The sequence below is a fragment of the Rhizobium sp. AQ_MP genome (assembly GCF_014237835.1).
Classification (GTDB): Bacteria; Pseudomonadota; Alphaproteobacteria; order Rhizobiales; family Rhizobiaceae; genus Allorhizobium.
The window spans coordinates 238746-255049 of sequence record NZ_JACJVI010000002.1 but is presented as its reverse complement, the minus strand read 5'-3'; the positions used below and the strand labels follow the sequence as shown (position 1 = coordinate 255049).

The 16304-nt window shown below is 62.4% G+C and carries 15 protein-coding genes; 4 read left to right on the top strand and 11 right to left on the bottom strand.

Annotated elements, in window-relative coordinates; translation table 11 throughout:
* Positions 1-14: 14 nt before the first annotated feature.
* Complete coding sequence (speB, locus tag H6M51_RS04300) at positions 15-1070, bottom strand: agmatinase (protein ID WP_185808657.1); 1056 nt, start codon at positions 1068-1070, stop codon at positions 15-17.
* Positions 1071-1233: 163 nt separating this feature from the next.
* Here speB and H6M51_RS04295 point away from each other — a divergent pair, with 163 nt between their 5' ends.
* Genes H6M51_RS04295 through H6M51_RS04285 form a run of 3 tightly spaced genes read left to right on the top strand, consistent with a single transcriptional unit; the run spans position 1234 to position 4638 of the window.
* Positions 1234-2220: a LysR substrate-binding domain-containing protein gene (locus tag H6M51_RS04295; RefSeq protein WP_185808656.1), complete on the top strand. Its 987-nt coding sequence runs from the start codon at positions 1234-1236 to the stop codon at positions 2218-2220.
* Between the two features lie 21 nt (positions 2221-2241).
* The gene (locus H6M51_RS04290) at positions 2242-3417 is read left to right on the top strand and encodes an aminotransferase (RefSeq protein WP_185808655.1); all 1176 of its coding nucleotides are present in this window, start codon (positions 2242-2244) and stop codon (positions 3415-3417) included.
* A 6-nt stretch (positions 3418-3423) separates the two neighbouring features.
* A complete protein-coding gene (locus H6M51_RS04285; protein WP_185808654.1) occupies positions 3424-4638 on the top strand; it encodes a TIGR03862 family flavoprotein in 1215 nt (404 codons plus the stop codon).
* 3 nt (positions 4639-4641) lie between these two features.
* Here H6M51_RS04285 and H6M51_RS04280 read toward each other — a convergent pair whose 3' ends face one another.
* The 7 genes from H6M51_RS04280 to H6M51_RS04250 all read right to left on the bottom strand — a co-directional run bounded on the left by H6M51_RS04280 (position 4642) and on the right by H6M51_RS04250 (position 12073).
* Positions 4642-5172 carry a DUF3833 family protein gene (locus tag H6M51_RS04280; RefSeq protein WP_185808653.1) on the bottom strand — a complete coding sequence of 177 codons (531 nt, stop codon included), beginning with the start codon at positions 5170-5172 and terminating at the stop codon, positions 4642-4644.
* Positions 5173-5287: 115 nt separating this feature from the next.
* Positions 5288-6097, bottom strand: coding sequence for a 5-deoxy-glucuronate isomerase (iolB, locus tag H6M51_RS04275; protein ID WP_185808652.1), 810 nt, complete (start codon positions 6095-6097; stop codon positions 5288-5290).
* Positions 6098-6121: 24 nt separating this feature from the next.
* Positions 6122-6388: a hypothetical protein gene (locus H6M51_RS04270; RefSeq protein ID WP_185808651.1), complete on the bottom strand. Its 267-nt coding sequence runs from the start codon at positions 6386-6388 to the stop codon at positions 6122-6124.
* Between the two features lie 105 nt (positions 6389-6493).
* Positions 6494-7387, bottom strand: a complete 894-nt coding sequence (gene iolE / locus H6M51_RS04265; protein WP_185808650.1) for a myo-inosose-2 dehydratase — start codon at positions 7385-7387, stop codon at positions 6494-6496.
* 2 nt (positions 7388-7389) lie between these two features.
* Complete coding sequence (gene iolD, locus H6M51_RS04260; protein WP_185808649.1) at positions 7390-9210, bottom strand: 3D-(3,5/4)-trihydroxycyclohexane-1,2-dione acylhydrolase (decyclizing); 1821 nt, start codon at positions 9208-9210, stop codon at positions 7390-7392.
* Positions 9207-11135, bottom strand: coding sequence for a 5-dehydro-2-deoxygluconokinase (gene iolC / locus H6M51_RS04255; RefSeq protein WP_185808648.1), 1929 nt, complete (start codon positions 11133-11135; stop codon positions 9207-9209). Before iolC ends, iolD begins: the two co-directional genes overlap by 4 nt.
* A gap of 119 nt (positions 11136-11254) precedes the next feature.
* The gene (locus tag H6M51_RS04250; protein WP_185808647.1) at positions 11255-12073 is read right to left on the bottom strand and encodes a MurR/RpiR family transcriptional regulator; all 819 of its coding nucleotides are present in this window, start codon (positions 12071-12073) and stop codon (positions 11255-11257) included.
* Between the two features lie 204 nt (positions 12074-12277).
* Between H6M51_RS04250 and iolG the strand changes: the two genes are divergently transcribed.
* Positions 12278-13273 carry an inositol 2-dehydrogenase gene (iolG, locus tag H6M51_RS04245; RefSeq protein WP_185808646.1) on the top strand — a complete coding sequence of 332 codons (996 nt, stop codon included), beginning with the start codon at positions 12278-12280 and terminating at the stop codon, positions 13271-13273.
* Positions 13274-13369: 96 nt separating this feature from the next.
* On the opposite strand, the gene H6M51_RS04240 is transcribed toward iolG, so the two are convergent.
* Genes H6M51_RS04240 through H6M51_RS04230 form a run of 3 tightly spaced genes read right to left on the bottom strand, consistent with a single transcriptional unit; the run spans position 13370 to position 16294 of the window.
* Positions 13370-14428, bottom strand: a complete 1059-nt coding sequence (locus H6M51_RS04240) for a Gfo/Idh/MocA family protein (protein WP_185808645.1) — start codon at positions 14426-14428, stop codon at positions 13370-13372.
* Complete coding sequence (locus H6M51_RS04235; protein WP_185808644.1) at positions 14425-15210, bottom strand: ThuA domain-containing protein; 786 nt, start codon at positions 15208-15210, stop codon at positions 14425-14427. Before H6M51_RS04235 ends, H6M51_RS04240 begins: the two co-directional genes overlap by 4 nt.
* A gap of 58 nt (positions 15211-15268) precedes the next feature.
* Positions 15269-16294, bottom strand: a complete 1026-nt coding sequence (locus H6M51_RS04230) for an ABC transporter ATP-binding protein (RefSeq protein WP_185808643.1) — start codon at positions 16292-16294, stop codon at positions 15269-15271.
* Positions 16295-16304: the final 10 nt, after the last annotated feature.

Sequence of the window (16304 nt, the reverse complement as noted above, 5' to 3'; positions counted from 1 at the left end):
CGGGATAAGCGCCCTCAGCGGGCCTTGATGGCCGGACTGTAGACCATCAGGCTGAGGATTTCGAAGAGGATTTGTGCGCCGACATGCGCCGTATTGTGGTTCGCGTCATATTGCGGCGCGACCTCGACCACGTCACCGCCGATCAGGTTCACACCCTTGAAGCCGCGGATCAATTCCAGCGCTTCGCGTGAGGTCAAACCGCCGACCTCAGGCGTGCCGGTTCCGGGCGCCACGCTCGGATCAAGACTGTCGATGTCGAAGGAGAGATAGGTCGGACCATCGCCGATCACGGCCCTGGCCTTCTCGATGATCGCGGGAATGCCGAGACCATTGATTTCCTCGGCGTGAATGACGGTCATGCCGGACTCGTAGGAAAACTCCCAGAGATATTCGGCGGGGCCGCGAATGCCGATCTGGATGGTGCGCGTCGGATCGAGCACCCCGTCGAGCACGGCATTGCGGAACGGCCCGCCATGGTGGAATTTCGTCTGGTCGAAGGCGCCACCGGTGTCGCAATGGGCGTCGATATGGATCATGCCGACAGGGCCATGCTTCTTGGCAATAGCCTTCATGATCGGATGCGTGATCGAATGGTCGCCGCCGACGGAAAGCGGCAGCACGCCTTGGGCGACCAGCTTCGTGTGATAGGCCTCGATATCGTCATGGCTCATCTCGAGCCGGTAGCGGCTGGAAAACGGCACGTCGCCGATATCGGCAACCTTCAGATCGAAGACCGGCGCGCATTCGAGAACATGGTTGTACGGGCCGATGCGGTCGATGGCCCGCAAGGCGCGAGGCCCGAAGCGCGAGCCGGGCCGATTGGTGACGCCGAGATCCATGGGAACGCCGACGATCGCCACATCGAGATCACTGACCTCAGGATTGCGCTGGTCAACCTGGCGATAGGGCGCGGACACGAAGGTCGGCACGCCGGCGTAAGGTGCTGCGCGCGTACCGTTCGAGAAGATCTTCTCGCCGACCTTGGCAAACTTAGGATCGAAGATCTCGCCGGCCTTGTCGGCTCCGTATTTCTCTCGCAGTGCCGCCAGGCGCTTTTCATCGAAGGTCATGTCTCGTTCCCAATTTGCGAACGATGACAAAGCTATCGTCCATTTTTGCGGCACGCCCCGTACCTGCCTGTATTGTGAGCATTAACCCGCAACGGACTTGGAAAATCAATTCACGATGTTATAGCAATCGATGTGAGAAAAATTCACGGATCCCGGACCCGTTATGGCCAGCCGCCTTCCCCCGCTCAATCCCCTGCGCGCCTTCGAGGCGGCCGCCCGCCGTGGCTCGATTTCGGCGGCAGCAAGGGAGCTGAGCGTCACGCATGGCGCTATATCGCATCAGATCCGCAGCCTTGAGGAAACGCTGAAGACGGCGCTCTTCGAGCGCGGCGGCAAACGTCTGAAGCTGACGCCGCAGGGCGCGCTCCTCCTGCCGGCCGTCACCCAGGCTTTCGACGGCATTGCAGCAGCAACCGCGCTGATGAACCGCCCCTCGACCAGCGGCAGCCTGCGCATCTCCTGCGTGCCGGCGCTCCTCTCGCTCTGGCTGGTGCCGCGCCTCGGCTCCTTTGTTGATCGTTATCCCGAAATCAGCCTGACGCTGACTTCCAGCAACGATCCAAACCTCATCTATTCGCCCGATATCGATATCGCGATCCTTTATGGTGCGGGCGGTTGGAAGGATTGCTGGACGCGCCTCTGGAGCACCTTCGAGCTTTTCCCAGTCGTCAGCCCGACGCTGCTCAACACACAGCCGCTGCGCTCCGTCCGCGATCTCCGTGACCACGTGCTGCTGCATGGCGACGACGGCCGCGAATGGCGCAGCTGGCTTGCCGCCGCCGACCAGCTGGACATGCCGAGGGCGCGCGAACACTTCATGGGTGACGCACGCCTTTCGACAGAGGCGGCTCGTCACGGACAGGGCGTAGCGCTCGGCGACAGCATCACCGCCTCCAGCCTGATTGCTGCCGGAGAACTCGTGATCCCCTTCGATCTGGCCGTCCCAGCCCCCGGCGCCTTCTACGTTGCCGCCCGCAACGATGTACGCGCCGCACCGATCGCCAAGGTTTTCATCGACTGGATCTTCGACATGATCGAAACCGAGCGCGCCGCCCAGCCGCGTCCGGCAAGCCGACCTTCGGGACGGGGCCTGCCCTCGAGCCGCAAACGCAATACGAACACCGCTGCCCAGCTCTTGGAAGAGAGCTGACAACAGACCAAGGAACCTGCCATGCCCGCCGCCCGCTTCAATCCGCTCGTTGCAGATCTCTCGGCCCCGCCCGTGCCTTCCGTATTTGCCTGGGCACGCGCCTATGACGGCGCTGCGGGCCCGATGATCGACTTGAGCCAGGCGGTGCCAGGCTATCCGCCGCACCCCGATCTCTTTGGCTGGCTCGCCGAGGCTGCATCCGCCCGGGCGAACGCCGGCTACGGCCCGATCGAAGGCGAGGCGCCGCTGCGGGAGGCCTATACGGCCGAGGTTGCTGCCGTCTATGGCGCGCCTGTTACCGTCGAGAACATCCACATCACCGCCGGCTGCAACCAGGCCTTTATGGCAACAGTCTCCGCGATTGCGGCGAGCGGCGATGCGGTGGCCCTGACCGATCCCTTCTATTTCAACCAGGAAACCACGCTGGCGATGATGGGCATCCGCCGCGAGCTGATCCCGCTCGATCCGGCAAGCGGCTTCGTGCCGACCATCGAAGGCATCGAGGCGGTCCTGGCGAAGGGCGTCAAGGCCGTGGCACTGGTGTCGCCCAACAATCCGACCGGCGCCATCTATCCGGCGGCTCTCTTGCAGCAGGCCTTCGAGGCCTGCCGCAAAGCCGGCGCTTTCCTCATTCTCGACGAGACCTATCGCGACTTCCTCCCCGGCGAAGGCCGCCCGCACAATCTCCTCTCGGTCGAAGGCTGGGAAGACAACCTTATCCTGCTCTATTCCTTCTCCAAGTCCTTCTGCATCCCCGGCCATCGCCTCGGCGCAATCACGGCCGGCCCCCGCGCCGTCTCCGAAATCGCCAAGGTCATGGACAACCTGCAGATCTGCGCGCCTCGCGCACCCCAGGCGGCGGTCGCCAAGGCGATCCCGGCGCTCAAGGCCTGGCGCGAGGATAACCGCATCGAGATCTTGAAACGCGCCGAAACCCTGCAGGGCGTGATGCAACAACTCCCCGCCTGGAAGATGGATTCGCTCGGCGCCTATTTTGCCTTCATCCGCCATCCCTTCCCCGGCAAGAACTCCGCTGATGTTGCCGAAAGGCTGGCGAAGAAGGCCGGCGTGCTCTGCATTCCCGGCGCCTATTTCGGCGACGACTGCCAGGACTACCTGCGCTTCGCCTTCGCCAATGCCGACAGCGCGACGATCGAAGGGCTGGTCTCCCGTCTCTCGACCTTCACCCTGGACTGATCACGAATGCCGAAGAGCGTGGCGATCATCGGCGGCGGCCCGGCGGGCCTGATGGCGGCAGAACATTTGGCCGGCAAGGGCCATCGCGTCACCGTCTACGACGCCATGCCGACGGTGGGCCGCAAGTTCCTGCTCGCCGGAAAATCTGGCCTCAATATCACCCACGCCGAGGACTATGCGCGCTTCGTCACCCGCTATGGCGCTGCGAACGACAGGCTGCGCCCGGTGCTCGACCTGATGACACCGGAGGCAATCCGCGTCTGGGCAGCGGGCCTCGGCACGGAAACCTTCATCGGAACCTCAGGCCGCGTCTTCCCAAAGGTGATGAAAGCCTCGCCGCTGTTGCGCGCCTGGCTGAAACGGCTGGAAGGCATGGGCGTCACGATCCTCACACGCCATCGCTGGACGGGATTTGACGGAGGTGCCCTGATCTTCGACACTCCGGAGGGTCAGAAGCAGATAACTTCCGACGCCACGCTTCTGGCACTCGGCGGCGCCAGCTGGCCGAAGCTCGGCTCGGATGCCGCCTGGGTGCCGCTGCTCGAAGCCGAAGGCATCGGCATTGCCCCACTTCGCCCGGCCAATTGCGGCTTCGACTGCGATTTTTCCGAAAGCTTCGATACGCGTTTCTCCGGCCAGCCGGTCAAGTCGGTCAAGGCCAGCTCTGCGGCCGGCACCACCCAGGGCGAATTCGTCATCAGCCGGCGCGGCATCGAGGGCAGCCTGATCTATGCCCATTCGGCGGCGCTCCGAGACGGACTCGACCGGGACGGTCAGGCCGCCCTGATCCTCGACCTCGCACCGGGGCGGACGGAGGAGAAACTGGCCGCGGACCTCGCGCGACAGGATCGCAAGGCGAGCTTTTCGACACGATTGAAGAAGGCCGCCAATCTCGACGGTGTGAAGGTCGCCCTGCTGCGCGAGGTACACCCCGAGGCCAACCAGCTCGACGCGAACGGCCTGTCAAGCCTGATCAAGGCTCTGCCACTCCCTGTCAAACGCCCGCGCCCGATCGCCGAGGCGATCTCGACCGCAGGCGGTGTAGCCCTTGCCGCCATCGACGCTGACTTCATGCTCAAGAAGCGACCGGGCACCTTTGTATCAGGCGAAATGCTCGACTGGGAGGCGCCGACAGGTGGCTATCTGCTGACCGCCTGTTTCGCCACCGGTATTGCCGCCGCCAACGGCATCGACCGCTGGCTGCAGGCATCAAAGGCTTGAGCCTTAGCGGCTCGCCGTCTTGTGCGACGTGCCCGGTTTGCGGAACTCGACAGTGGTCTTGGCGACCGGGATGCCAAACTTGGTGACGAGCGCCGTGTTCAGCACCGTACCATCCTCGCGCAGCACCATCTTGTCCCAGAAGCGCACCTTGTTGCTCTGCGTCTGCGGCGTCAGGTAGACGAGGTAGTTGAAGCGGGCGACGGCGCCGTTGATCGTCACCTTCGTCTCGCCGATCACGTCCTCGCGGGTGCCGCTATAGGTGGTCGGGCTGGTCTTGGTGAAACGCCAGGTCTTGCGGTCCTTGGTGCCGTCGTCGAAGACGAAGTCCTCGCGCAGCGTCAGCGTCTTGCCGTCCCAGTTTCCGGTCAGATCGACCGTAAACGTCCGTTTGACGCCATTGATTGCGCTGAACGATCCGACGGCTTCCGTGCGCCCGGTGAAATAGTCCTCAAATGTGAATTTCTCGGCTGCCTGTCCGGCGGACGGCAGCAGACTCAGGGCAAGCCCGACAAGGGCGAGGCTGATCTTCGGCATGGGTGCGTCTCCATCGTTGGCGCGTTGTGCACCCACTACGGCGCCGCTCGCCCAACGGATTTGGAACGGCTCCCGGAAACGCATTCGTGAAGACGATGACCGCCTTCACCGAAGCTTACTTGCTGTCGCGCTGGTAGATCCAGTCGTGATCCGGATGGTTCTGGAAGCGCCACTTGCGCAAGGGGCCAGCCATGACGTTGAGATAATACATCTCGTAGCCATGCGGCACGCCGCAGGGATGATGTCCCTTCGGCACCAGCACAACATCCCCGTCGGACACCGCCATGGTCTCGTCGAGCGAGCCGTCTTCGGTGAAGACACGCTGGAAGCCGAAGCCCTGGGCCGGATTGAGGCGGTGGTAATAGGTTTCCTCGAGATAGGTCATCTCGGGATAATTGTCCTCGTCATGCCGATGCGGCGGATAGGACGACCAGTTGCCTGAGGGCGTGAAGACTTCCGTCACCAAGAGGATATCGGCAATATCCCGGTCTTCCATGGCGATCGGATAGATATGCCTTGTATTGGCACCCTTGCCGCGCTCGACGAAGGAGATGCCCTCAGGCCCGATCTGCTGCGCCTCGCGGCCGGGCATGGCGGGAGCCGTGCAGACCGCAAGCACACAGTCGGTCGTTGCCACGGCAGACCAGTCGCTGCCAGCCGGCACATAAACGCAATGCGGCGGTGTCTTCTCGAAGACCGACATGCGGTCGCCAAGTTCGCCGAAGTCCTTGCCGCCACCGGAGATCGTGGCTTTGCCTTCCACGAGAACGAGAATGACCTCCGTTTCGCCGGTCGGCTCTGCGGCGCTCTCGCCTGCCTGCAGGCGATAGAGGCCAAAGCCGACATAACCCCAGCCCGCACTGGCCGGCGTGATGTCATGCACCTTGCCCGATTGACCCGTAGGCTTGCGCAACAGATCGGCCATTCCTCGTCTCCCGTGTTTTTTTGCTCAGTCGGCGTCGGAGCGTTCGGCCTCTGCCGCGATCCGCGCCCTTTCGGCCTCCGCCTTGGCTTCGGCCTTTTTCATCGTGTGGTCGTACATGAACAGCAGCTCATAGCCCGCATAGAGCCCGGCCACGACGAAGATCATCGCCCAGCCGGTCGCACCGTTCGAATACTCCACCCCCGCCCAGGCCAGCGGCAGCACGACGCAGAGAATGCGGCGCCAGAGCGGCTTGAAGAAGGGATGGGTCGGATCGAGGATCTGGAACTTCAAGGCTTTGCTCCCGGCAGTCTTGTGAATGGGTCGCCTGCAATAGAGCCCAAATCCGCCTGCTGTCAAAACACGGGGCGAAGATTATATCCCCACCCCGTTTTCAATTCAGATGAGGCCGGCATCCTTGGCAAAGCCCTTGAGCGATTTCAGACCGAGGCTCTGATACTCGAAGGGATTGCGCACATCCGGGTCCTGCTCGGCCTCGATGACGATCCAGCCTTCATAACCATGCTCCGCCGCGATCTTCAGCACCGGCGGGAAGTTCACGCCGCCTTCGACATCACCGGGAACGGTGAACACGCCACGGCGAACACCTTCGAGGAAGGAGAGCTTCTCGCTCCGCACCTGATCAGCGATCACGGGACGCACGTTTTTCGCGTGGATATGGCCGACGCGGTGCATGTATTTCTTCGCAACCGCTTCCGGATTGCCGCCACCGAAATAACAATGGCCGGTGTCGAGCAGCAGCTTGGCATGCGGACCGGTGTGCTCCATCAGTTTGTCGATCTCGGCCTCGGTCTCGACAACCGTGCCCATGTGGTGGTGATAGACCAGCGAGATGCCCTGCGAAGCGGAGAATTCGGCCAGTGCCTCGACGCCGGCACCGAATTTTGCCCATTCGGCATCGGACAGAACCGGACGGTCGGCCAGCGCCACATCATCGGCGCCATGGATGGCGTTTGAGGTTTCGCAGACGATGATGACCTTGCAGCCCATGGCCTTGACCACATCGAGGAAGGGCTGCATGGCCTCCTTTTCTTCCTCGATCGTATTGGTGAGCAGGTTCAGCGAATGCCAGCCGGACACGAATTTCAGGCCGCGCGGCTCAAGCACCGACTTCAATCCGGCTGGATCGGTCGGCAGCTTGTGGCCCTTCTCGATACCGTCGAAACCGATCTTGGCGGTTTCGTCCAGGCACTGTTCGAGGCTGATATGGGCACCGAGACGGCGGTCGTCATCGTTCGACCAGGCGATCGGGTTGGTTCCGAAAAGGATCATGATCAGGTTCTTTCCTTCAGAGCCGCTTCATAGGCTGCGCGGGCTTGATTAACTTCGGCGCGGGCGGAGACTTCCGGCACCGCGACATCCCACCAGTAGCCGCCGGCACCGGTGGTCGGATAAGGATCGGTATCGATGACGATGACCGTCGTCTCGGTCGCCGCGCGGGCGGCATCAAGCGCCGTTTCCAGCTCAGAGATCGACGACACCTTGTGGGATCGCGCCCCCATCGATGCCGCATGAGCGGCAAAATCGATGGCGATCGGGCTGACATTCGAATGGGCGTAGAGGTTGTTGAACTGCGCGCCGCCGGTGCCCATCTGCAGCCGGTTGATGCAGCCATAACCCCGGTTATCGGTGATCACCACGGTGATCTTCACGCCCATGCCAACAGCGGTTGCCAGTTCCGAATTCATCATCATGTAGGAGCCGTCGCCGACCATGACGATGACGTCGCGCTCTGGTTCAGCCATCTTGATGCCGAGACCGCCGGCGATCTCGTAGCCCATGCAGGAGAAGCCGTATTCCATGTGATAGGAGAGCGGCAGCTTCGACTTCCACAGCTGATGCAATTCCCCCGGCATGGTGCCTGCGGCGCACATCACGACCGTGTTGTCTCGCGAGGCGCGCTGCACGGCACCGATCACCTGCATGTCGGTCGGCAGCGCATTGCTGTCCTTGGGCGCAGCAGTCACCGCATCCGCCTTGGCAAACCAGGAGGCCTTGAGACCGGCATCGGGTGCGGCAAACTTATGGTCGCCGAGCGCGACCGAGAGCTTTTCGAGGCCAATCTTGGCGTCAGCGACGAGCGGGATCGCATCATGCTTGGCACTGTCGTAAGGCTGGACGTTCAGCGCCAGGATTTTCCGGTTCGGGTTCTTGAACAGCGCCCAGGAGCCGGTGGTGAAATCCTGAAAACGCGTGCCGACGCCGATGACGAGATCGGCCTTTTCCGAAACCACATTGGCGCTTTCGGCACCGGTCACGCCGACAGGGCCGAAGTTCAGACCATGGTCCCAAGCCAGTGCCGACTTGCCGGCCTGCGTCTCGACGACGGGGATCTGGTGCTTCTCGACAAAGGCCTTCAGCGTGTCGGTGGCGCCTGCAAAATGCACGCCGCCACCGGCGACGATCACAGGGTTCTTCGCCGCCTTGAGCGCCGCAACAGCCGCTTCGAACTCGACGACATCAGGCTCCGGACGGCGGAAGCGCCATGTCTTTTTGGCAAAGAAGCTCTCCGGATAGTCATAAGCCTCGGCCTGCACGTCCTGGCAGAAGGCAAGCGTCACCGGGCCGCAATCGGCGGGATCGGTCAGCGTACGCATGGCGCGCGGCAGAGCGGTCAGGAGTTGTTCCGGCCGCATGATGCGGTCGAAATAGCGACTGACGGGACGGAAGCAATCATTCGCCGACATCGTGCCGTCGCCGAAGTCCTCGATCTGCTGCAGAACCGGATCGGGGCCGCGATTGGCAAAGACATCGCCGGGAATGAAGAGCACCGGCAGGCGGTTGACATGCGCGAGGGCCGCCGCCGTCACCATGTTCAGCGCGCCGGGGCCGATGGACGAGGTCACGGCCATCGCGCGGCGACGGCCGAGCTGCTTGGCATACGCAATCGCCGCATGCGCCATCGACTGCTCGTTCTGGCCGCGATAGGTCGGCAGCTCGTCGCGGATGCCGTAAAGCGCTTCGCCGAGACCGGCGACATTGCCATGACCGAAGATCGCCCACATGCCGGCGATATAGGGAACGCCGTCTTCGTTCAGCTGGTTGGCGAGGTAGCGCACCTTCGCCTGGGCGGCGGTCAGCCGGATCGTCTTCATGCTTTTCCTCCCTTGGCGGAAACCGCCTTCTCCCGTGCCTCATCCCAGATCGCACAGAGGCTCTGGTAACGGGCCGCCATGTCCTCCACGGCCCGGGCGTCATTGATGCTGCCGGCGAGCCACTTGCGGGCGGCGTCCCCGAAGATAGTGCGACCGACGGCGAAACCTTTGACCAGATCGAAGCCCGCAGCAAGCTGGAAGCTCTCCTCAAGCTCCGCCTGTGGCGCATCGAGACCGAGCACCACGATGCCGCGCGTGTTCGGGTCGTTGCGTTCGATGGCGTTGCAGGCATTCGCCCAGGACGCCGTGGTCTTCATCGGCTCCAGCTTCCACCAGTCGGGATAGACGCCGATTTCATAGAAACGCTCAATGATCTTGGCCACCGTCTCGTCGTCGCAGGCGCCGACCTTGGAGGGGATGACCTCCAGCAGGAATTCCAGCCGATTGCGGCGGGCCGCATGGAAGAGCCGCTGCACGGTCTTTTCCTGCTCGGCCTTCATCTCCGCGCTATCATCGGGGTGATAGAAGCAGAGAACCTTGACCACATGTTCGAGCGGCCATTCGACCAAGCCGCCAAAATCGGGGCCGATTTCCGGCTCCAGCGTCAGCGGACGCGAGCCCGGCCATTCGACCGGACGACCGATCCACAGACCCGTGCCAGCCGCGCGATAGAGCGCCTCGCGGCCGAGACGGCTGTCACAGAGCAGGCCGTAACCGGCATTGCCGCCGGAGACCTTCAGCGCCGCATCGAGGCAGAGGTTCTTGAAGGCGCCGATCTTCTCGTCGGCAACGCCGGCATCCTTGGCCATGGCTTCGAGCTGCATGCGATGATCGAAGGCAAAGACCCGCATCGTCGACCAGTCATTCTTGCGGTTGGTCGACCAGTGGACCTGCTCCAGGGCCTCGTCCTTGCGCAGCGCCTTGTTCCTGATGCCCGTTCTGAAGAAATACTGCAGTTCTTCCCAGCTCGGATAGGCCGGCGTGCAGCCATGGCGGGAGACGGCAAAGGCGCCGCAGGCATTGGCGAACTTCAGGCTGGTGGGCCAATCCTGGCCAGTGAGCCAGCCCTTGAGCAATCCCGACATGAAGCCGTCGCCGGCGCCCAGCACGTTGAATACCTCGATCGGGAAACCCTGGCCAGTCTGGCCGGCGTCGAGACTTTCGGGGATCGCACCGTCGAAGACCACGGCACCCATCGGGCCGCGCTTGCACACCAGCGTCGCCGAGGAGACCTTGCGAACCGCCTTCAGCGCCTCGATCGTGTCGGTCGAGCCGCCAGCGATGTGGAATTCCTCTTCCGTGCCGACGATCAGGTTGAAGAGATGCAGCGTCGACTGCAGCTTCGCCGTCACCTGAGCGGATTCGATGAAGCGGCTTTCGCCGTCGCCGTGCCCGGCCAGCCCCCAGAGGTTCGGGCGGTAGTCGATATCGAGCGCCGTCAGGCCGCCCTTTTCGCGAGCAATTTTCAGCGCCTTGAGAACCGCAGCCTCCGTGCGCGGATGCGACAGATGCGTGCCGGTCGCGCAGACACATCGCGCCTCGGCAACGAAGTCCGGATCGATATCCTCTTCCGACAGCGCCATGTCGGCGCAGTTCTCGCGGTAGAAGATCAGCGGAAACTGGTGTTCGTCCCGGATGCCGAGCAGCACGAGCGCGGTCAGCCGCTCCTTGTCCGTCTTGACGCCGCGCACATCCACACCCTCGCGCACCAGTTGCTCGCGGATGAAGCGCCCCATATGCTCATCGCCGACGCGGGTAATCAGCGCCGACTTCAAGCCGAGCCGCGCAGTGCCGGCCGCGATATTGGTCGGTGATCCCCCGATATACTTGTTGAAGGAGGCCATGTCCTCCAGCCGACCGCCAACCTGGACCCCGTAAAGATCCACGGATGAGCGACCGATCGTGATCAGATCGAGCGAAGCCAAGCAGTGTCCTCCCTGTGATGCGGGATCTGACGCCCCGCCTCGCGACCGCCCCCTGCATTGGAACAGCCATTCATGAAATGGACTATAAATTCTATTTTTTAGAATTTCAATACGGACATTCAGTCGTCTTGCCGTGCCGTGCCCACGGCGACAGCAAGCGTGATTGCCAGACAGAGCGTGGCCGAGAGGGAGCGGAAAGCACCGAAATCGACTTCGGAAACGGAAAGCAACGTGGCCCCCATCCGCCTGAGCGGGCTGACGACCGTATCGGTGACCGCAACGACCGGAACACCGCGGGCCCGGACCCGCTCGACCAGCTCCAGCGTTTCGTCGGAATAGGGTGAGAATGTTACGGCAAGCAGCGCGTCACCCTCACGGATGGCATGATGGTTGTCGAGCCGACCGACGACGCTATGCAGCATGGCAGGAACGCCCATCTTCTCGAAGGCATAGGCCATGTAGCTCGCGACCGGGAAAGATCTGCGAAGGCCGATGATATGGATCATGCGCGCGGCGGATAGCTGTCTGACCGCTGCTTCCATGGCTTGGGGGTCTACGGTTTTCACCAGATTCTCGAGTGAAAGCCGCCCTGCCTCGACGAATTCGGCGAGAAGCGCCGACGGCGAGCCCTCCGCCTTTTCTCGCAAATGCTGAAGACGCGTGGTGTAGTCAGGCCAACCGCCGACGAAACTTTCGCGAAACAGCTTCTGCATCTCGGAAAAACCCGAGAACCCCATGATTTGGCAGAAGCGCATGAAGGCAGAGGGCTGAACGCCCGCACCCTCCGCCATCTCGGCAACCGTGGAAACGGCGATGCGGTCCTTGTTGGCCGCGACATAATCGGCGCATTGCTTCAACCGCTTCGGCAGGCTTCCGGAAACCTCCAACAGACGATCTTCGAAGGCCTTGACCGTCTGCGGTCCGCCGCTCTCGCTCATGCCGTCTCCCCTCCATCATCAAGCGCACCGTCGCGCTTGACATGAACCCTGTCATTATCTAGCAAAATAGAACATATATTCCAAAACACGGCATTTGCCAGTAGTAAATGGAACCCCGGTCAGGGTGGATCCCCAGGGGGCACCAAGCACATCACAATCGCCACCCTTCAACGAGGGACCACGGCGCATAGGGAGGAAATGAACATGGTCACGAGACTGGCACTCTTGGGCGCCGGCCGCATCGGCAAGGTCCACGCGAAAGCCATTGCCGAGGACAAGCGCGCGAAACTCGTCGCGGTTGCCGATGCCTTTGCCGAGGCTGCAAATGCCATCGCGGCACAGACCGGCTGCGCGGTAAAGACGATCGAGGAGATCGAGGCCGACAAGGACATCGACGCCGTCATCATCTGCACGCCGACCAACACCCATGCAGACCTGATCGAACGCTTCGCCAAGGCTGGCAAGGCGATCTTCTGCGAAAAGCCGATCGATCTGGATGTTGCGAGGGCCAAGGCCTGCCTCGAGACCGTCCGCGCTGTCGGCGGCAAGGTCATGCTCGGCTTCAACCGCCGCTTCGACCCGCATTTCCAGGCCGTGCGCAAGGAGATCGACAAGGGCTCGATCGGCAAGGTCGAGATGGTGACCATCACCAGCCGCGACCCGGGCGCACCGCCTGCCGAATACATCAAGGTCTCCGGCGGCATCTTCCGCGACATGACCATCCATGACTTCGACATGGCCCGCTTCCTGCTCGGCGAAGAAATCGAGACGGTCCAGGCCTCAGCCTCCGTTCTCGTCGATCCGAAGATCGGCGAACTCGGCGATTACGACAGCGCCTCGCTGATTTTGACGACGAAGAGCGGCCGCCAGGCGATCATCTCCAACTCCCGCCGTGCCTCCTATGGCTACGACCAGCGCATCGAAGTGCATGGCTCACTCGGCTCGGTATCGGCCGAAAACCAGCGCCCGGTCTCGATCGAGGTCGCCAACAAGGACGGCTATACCCGCCCGCCGCTGCACGACTTCTTCATGACCCGCTACACGGCAGCCTATGCCGCTGAAATCTCCGCCTTCATCGACGCGCTCGACAACGGCACGCCGATGGCGCCGTCCGCCGAAGACGGCCTGATCGCGTTGGCGCTTGCAGAAGCCGCGGTCAAGTCGGCCAAGGACAAGTCTGCCGTCACCGTCACGTACTGATGACGACAAGCTCCCGCGCTGGTCGATGAGACCGGCGCAGAATGGAAACGCCGCCCGAACCTCCTCGGGCGGCGTTTTCCGTTTCGGAATCCGATATCAGACGACGAGTTCGCGCCGCTCGACCTCGGTCAGCATGGCAAGATCGAGGATTTTCTGCAGGTTGGCGGCATGCCGGAAGCTCGGCTCCTGCATGTAGCCGGAGCGGATCGCAGTGATGAACTTCTGGTAGTTCGTCTCGACCGGATCGACCTCGATCTCGCGCCAGACGGCCTTTTCGACATCTTCCTGCAGGCAGGCCCGAAGGCTTGAACCGTCGAGGCGGTGGATAACCTCAAGCGCGCCCTTGTCGCCATGCACACGAAGCCTGAGCTCGTTGAGGTGGCCCGTCGCCCAGCGGCTTGCATGAATGACACCCATGGCCCCGTTGGTGAATTCGGCGGTCATGGTGAAGCTGTCATTGGCGTCGAGATCATATTCGCCGATCTTGTTGCCCGGCGCCTTCTCGAAGGCCTTCATCCGGGCGAAGACATGGTCGATCTCGGTCACCGCGCCATAGCCGACGAAGTCGAGGATATGGATGCCGACATCGCCAAGCACGCCGTTCGATCCGTGCTTTGTCGACAGGCGCCATAGCCACTGGCTTTCGGTTGCCCAGTCCCCCCAGGCTTTGGAAACGAGCCAGCTCTGCAGATAGGAGGCCTCGATATGGCGGACCTTGCCGATCTCGCCGGCCAGCACCATCTGCCGGGCCTTTTGCACCTGCGCCACATTGCGATAGGTCAGGTTGACCATGTTGACGAGGCCGGAGCTTTCCGCCGCAGTCGCCATTTCGTCGGCCTTGGCATAGTTCTCGGCCAGCGGCTTCTCGCACATCACATGCTTGCCCGCTGCAAGCAGCTTGAGCGTTGTCGGATGGTGCACGCGATCGGGCGTGACGTTGGTGACGGCGTCGAACTCACCCCAGGCGATTGCCTCGTCGAGCGAAGTGAATGTGTTGGGAATGTTGTGCCGAGCCGCAAAGGCGCGCACCGTCGCCATGTCGAGATCCACCGCCGCGACAAGCTGCACGTCGGTAATCGTCGAAAAATTCATGGCATGGGTATTGGCCATGCCGCCGGTCCCGAGGATCAGGAGACGAATGGGAGACGCACTCATTTGTAGCCTTCCTCGCCGGCCTGGTGCAGACGTGGTCCGCGCTCGGTGATCGGCTCCAGCGCATTCTCGACCGGGACATTCGGCGCATCATGCACGGCCGAATAGCGCGGCATCGGATTGTAGGCCCACTTCACGCCGTTGCGGATGACCTGCTGGACATTCGCATCGTGGTAGGTCGGATAGGTCTCGTGGCCGGGACGGAAATAGAAGATGTTGCCAGCACCACGACGCCAGGTGAGACCCGAGCGGAAGATCTCGCCACCGGCAAACCAGGAGATGAAGACCGTCTCCAGCGGCTCCGGAACGGAGAAGAACTCGCCGTACATTTCTTCGTTTTCAAGCACGAAATTCTCCGGGATGCCAGCCGCGATCGGATGGCCCGGATTGACCGTCCAGATCCGCTCGCGCTCGCCCGCCTCACGCCATTTCAGTGCGCAGGGCGTACCCATCAGCCGCTTGAAGGGCTTGGCGAAATGTCCGGAATGCAGGACGAGAAGGCCCATGCCTTCCCAGACGCGTCTGGCGACCCGCTCGACGATCTCGTCTGACACCTCGCCATGCGCCTTGTGGCCCCACCAGACGAGCACGTCCGTCTCGGCCAGGCGGTCCATGGGCAGGCCATGTTCCGGCTCCTGTAGCGTCGCGGTCGTCGCCTCGATCTCGGAATCCTTGTTGAGCGCAGCAGCAATCGTCGCATGCATGCCATCGGGATAGATCCCGCGGACGATGGCGTTTTCGCGCTCATGAATGTTTTCACCCCAGACAACCGTTCTGATCGTCACGTGCATTCTCCTTGGTTTCGGCGCCCCGCCATGGGGAGCCGCATCTCGTTGGTGGCGCTCAGGCAGCGCCCTTCATCAGGCCGCGGCCGATGGCGCGGCCATCGCGGTCGAAACGGTGTAGTTCATGGTCGAGCGGTGACACGCCAACTGTTTCGCCCGGGCGAAGGGTTGCCGTCCCCTCCTGCCGGACGACAAGCGGCTCGGCGCTGCCGATATCGACATAGACATAACTATCCGAGCCCAGCATCTCGGAATGCACGACGGAACCCTGCCAGCGTCCGTCCGCCCCAATGGCCAGATGCTCCGCGCGAATGCCGATCGTATGGGCACCGTGCGGCTCGGAAAAGCGGCCATCGAGAAAATTCATCTTCGGCGAGCCTATGAACCCTGCAACGAAGAGAGAGTTCGGGCTTTCGTAGAGTTCGAGTGGCGTTCCGATCTGCTCGACAACGCCGTCGCGCAGCACGCAGATCCGGTCCGCAAGCGTCATGGCCTCCACCTGGTCGTGAGTCACATAGATCATCGTGGTGTTGTGCATGCTACGGTGAAGCTTGGCGATTTCGAGACGGGTGGCGACGCGAAGCGCCGCATCGAGGTTGGAAAGCGGTTCATCAAAGAGAAACACGCGAGGATCTCGAACGATGGCGCGACCGATCGCCACACGCTGGCGCTGACCGCCGGAAAGCTGACGCGGCAGCCGTTCGAGATAGGGGGTAAGCTGCAGCATGTCGGCTGCCTCGCGCACCCGTCGATCGCGCTCGGCCTTGTCCTGGCCGGCGAGTTTCATGCCGAAGGCCATGTTGTCGAAGACGGTCATGTGCGGATAGAGCGCATAGGACTGAAAGACCATGGCGATGCCCCGCTTGGCCGGCGCCAGCTGGTTCATGACCTGGCCGTCGAAAGCGAGCGTGCCATAGCTGATGTCTTCAAGCCCTGCGATGAGCCTTAAGAGCGTGGACTTGCCGCATCCGGAGGGACCGACAAAGACCATGAACTCGCCGGAGCGGATTTCCATGTCGACACCCTTGATGACCTCGAGGGCACCAAAGGACTTGCGGATATCGGTGAGCTGGATATGGGCCATGGGTTTTCCT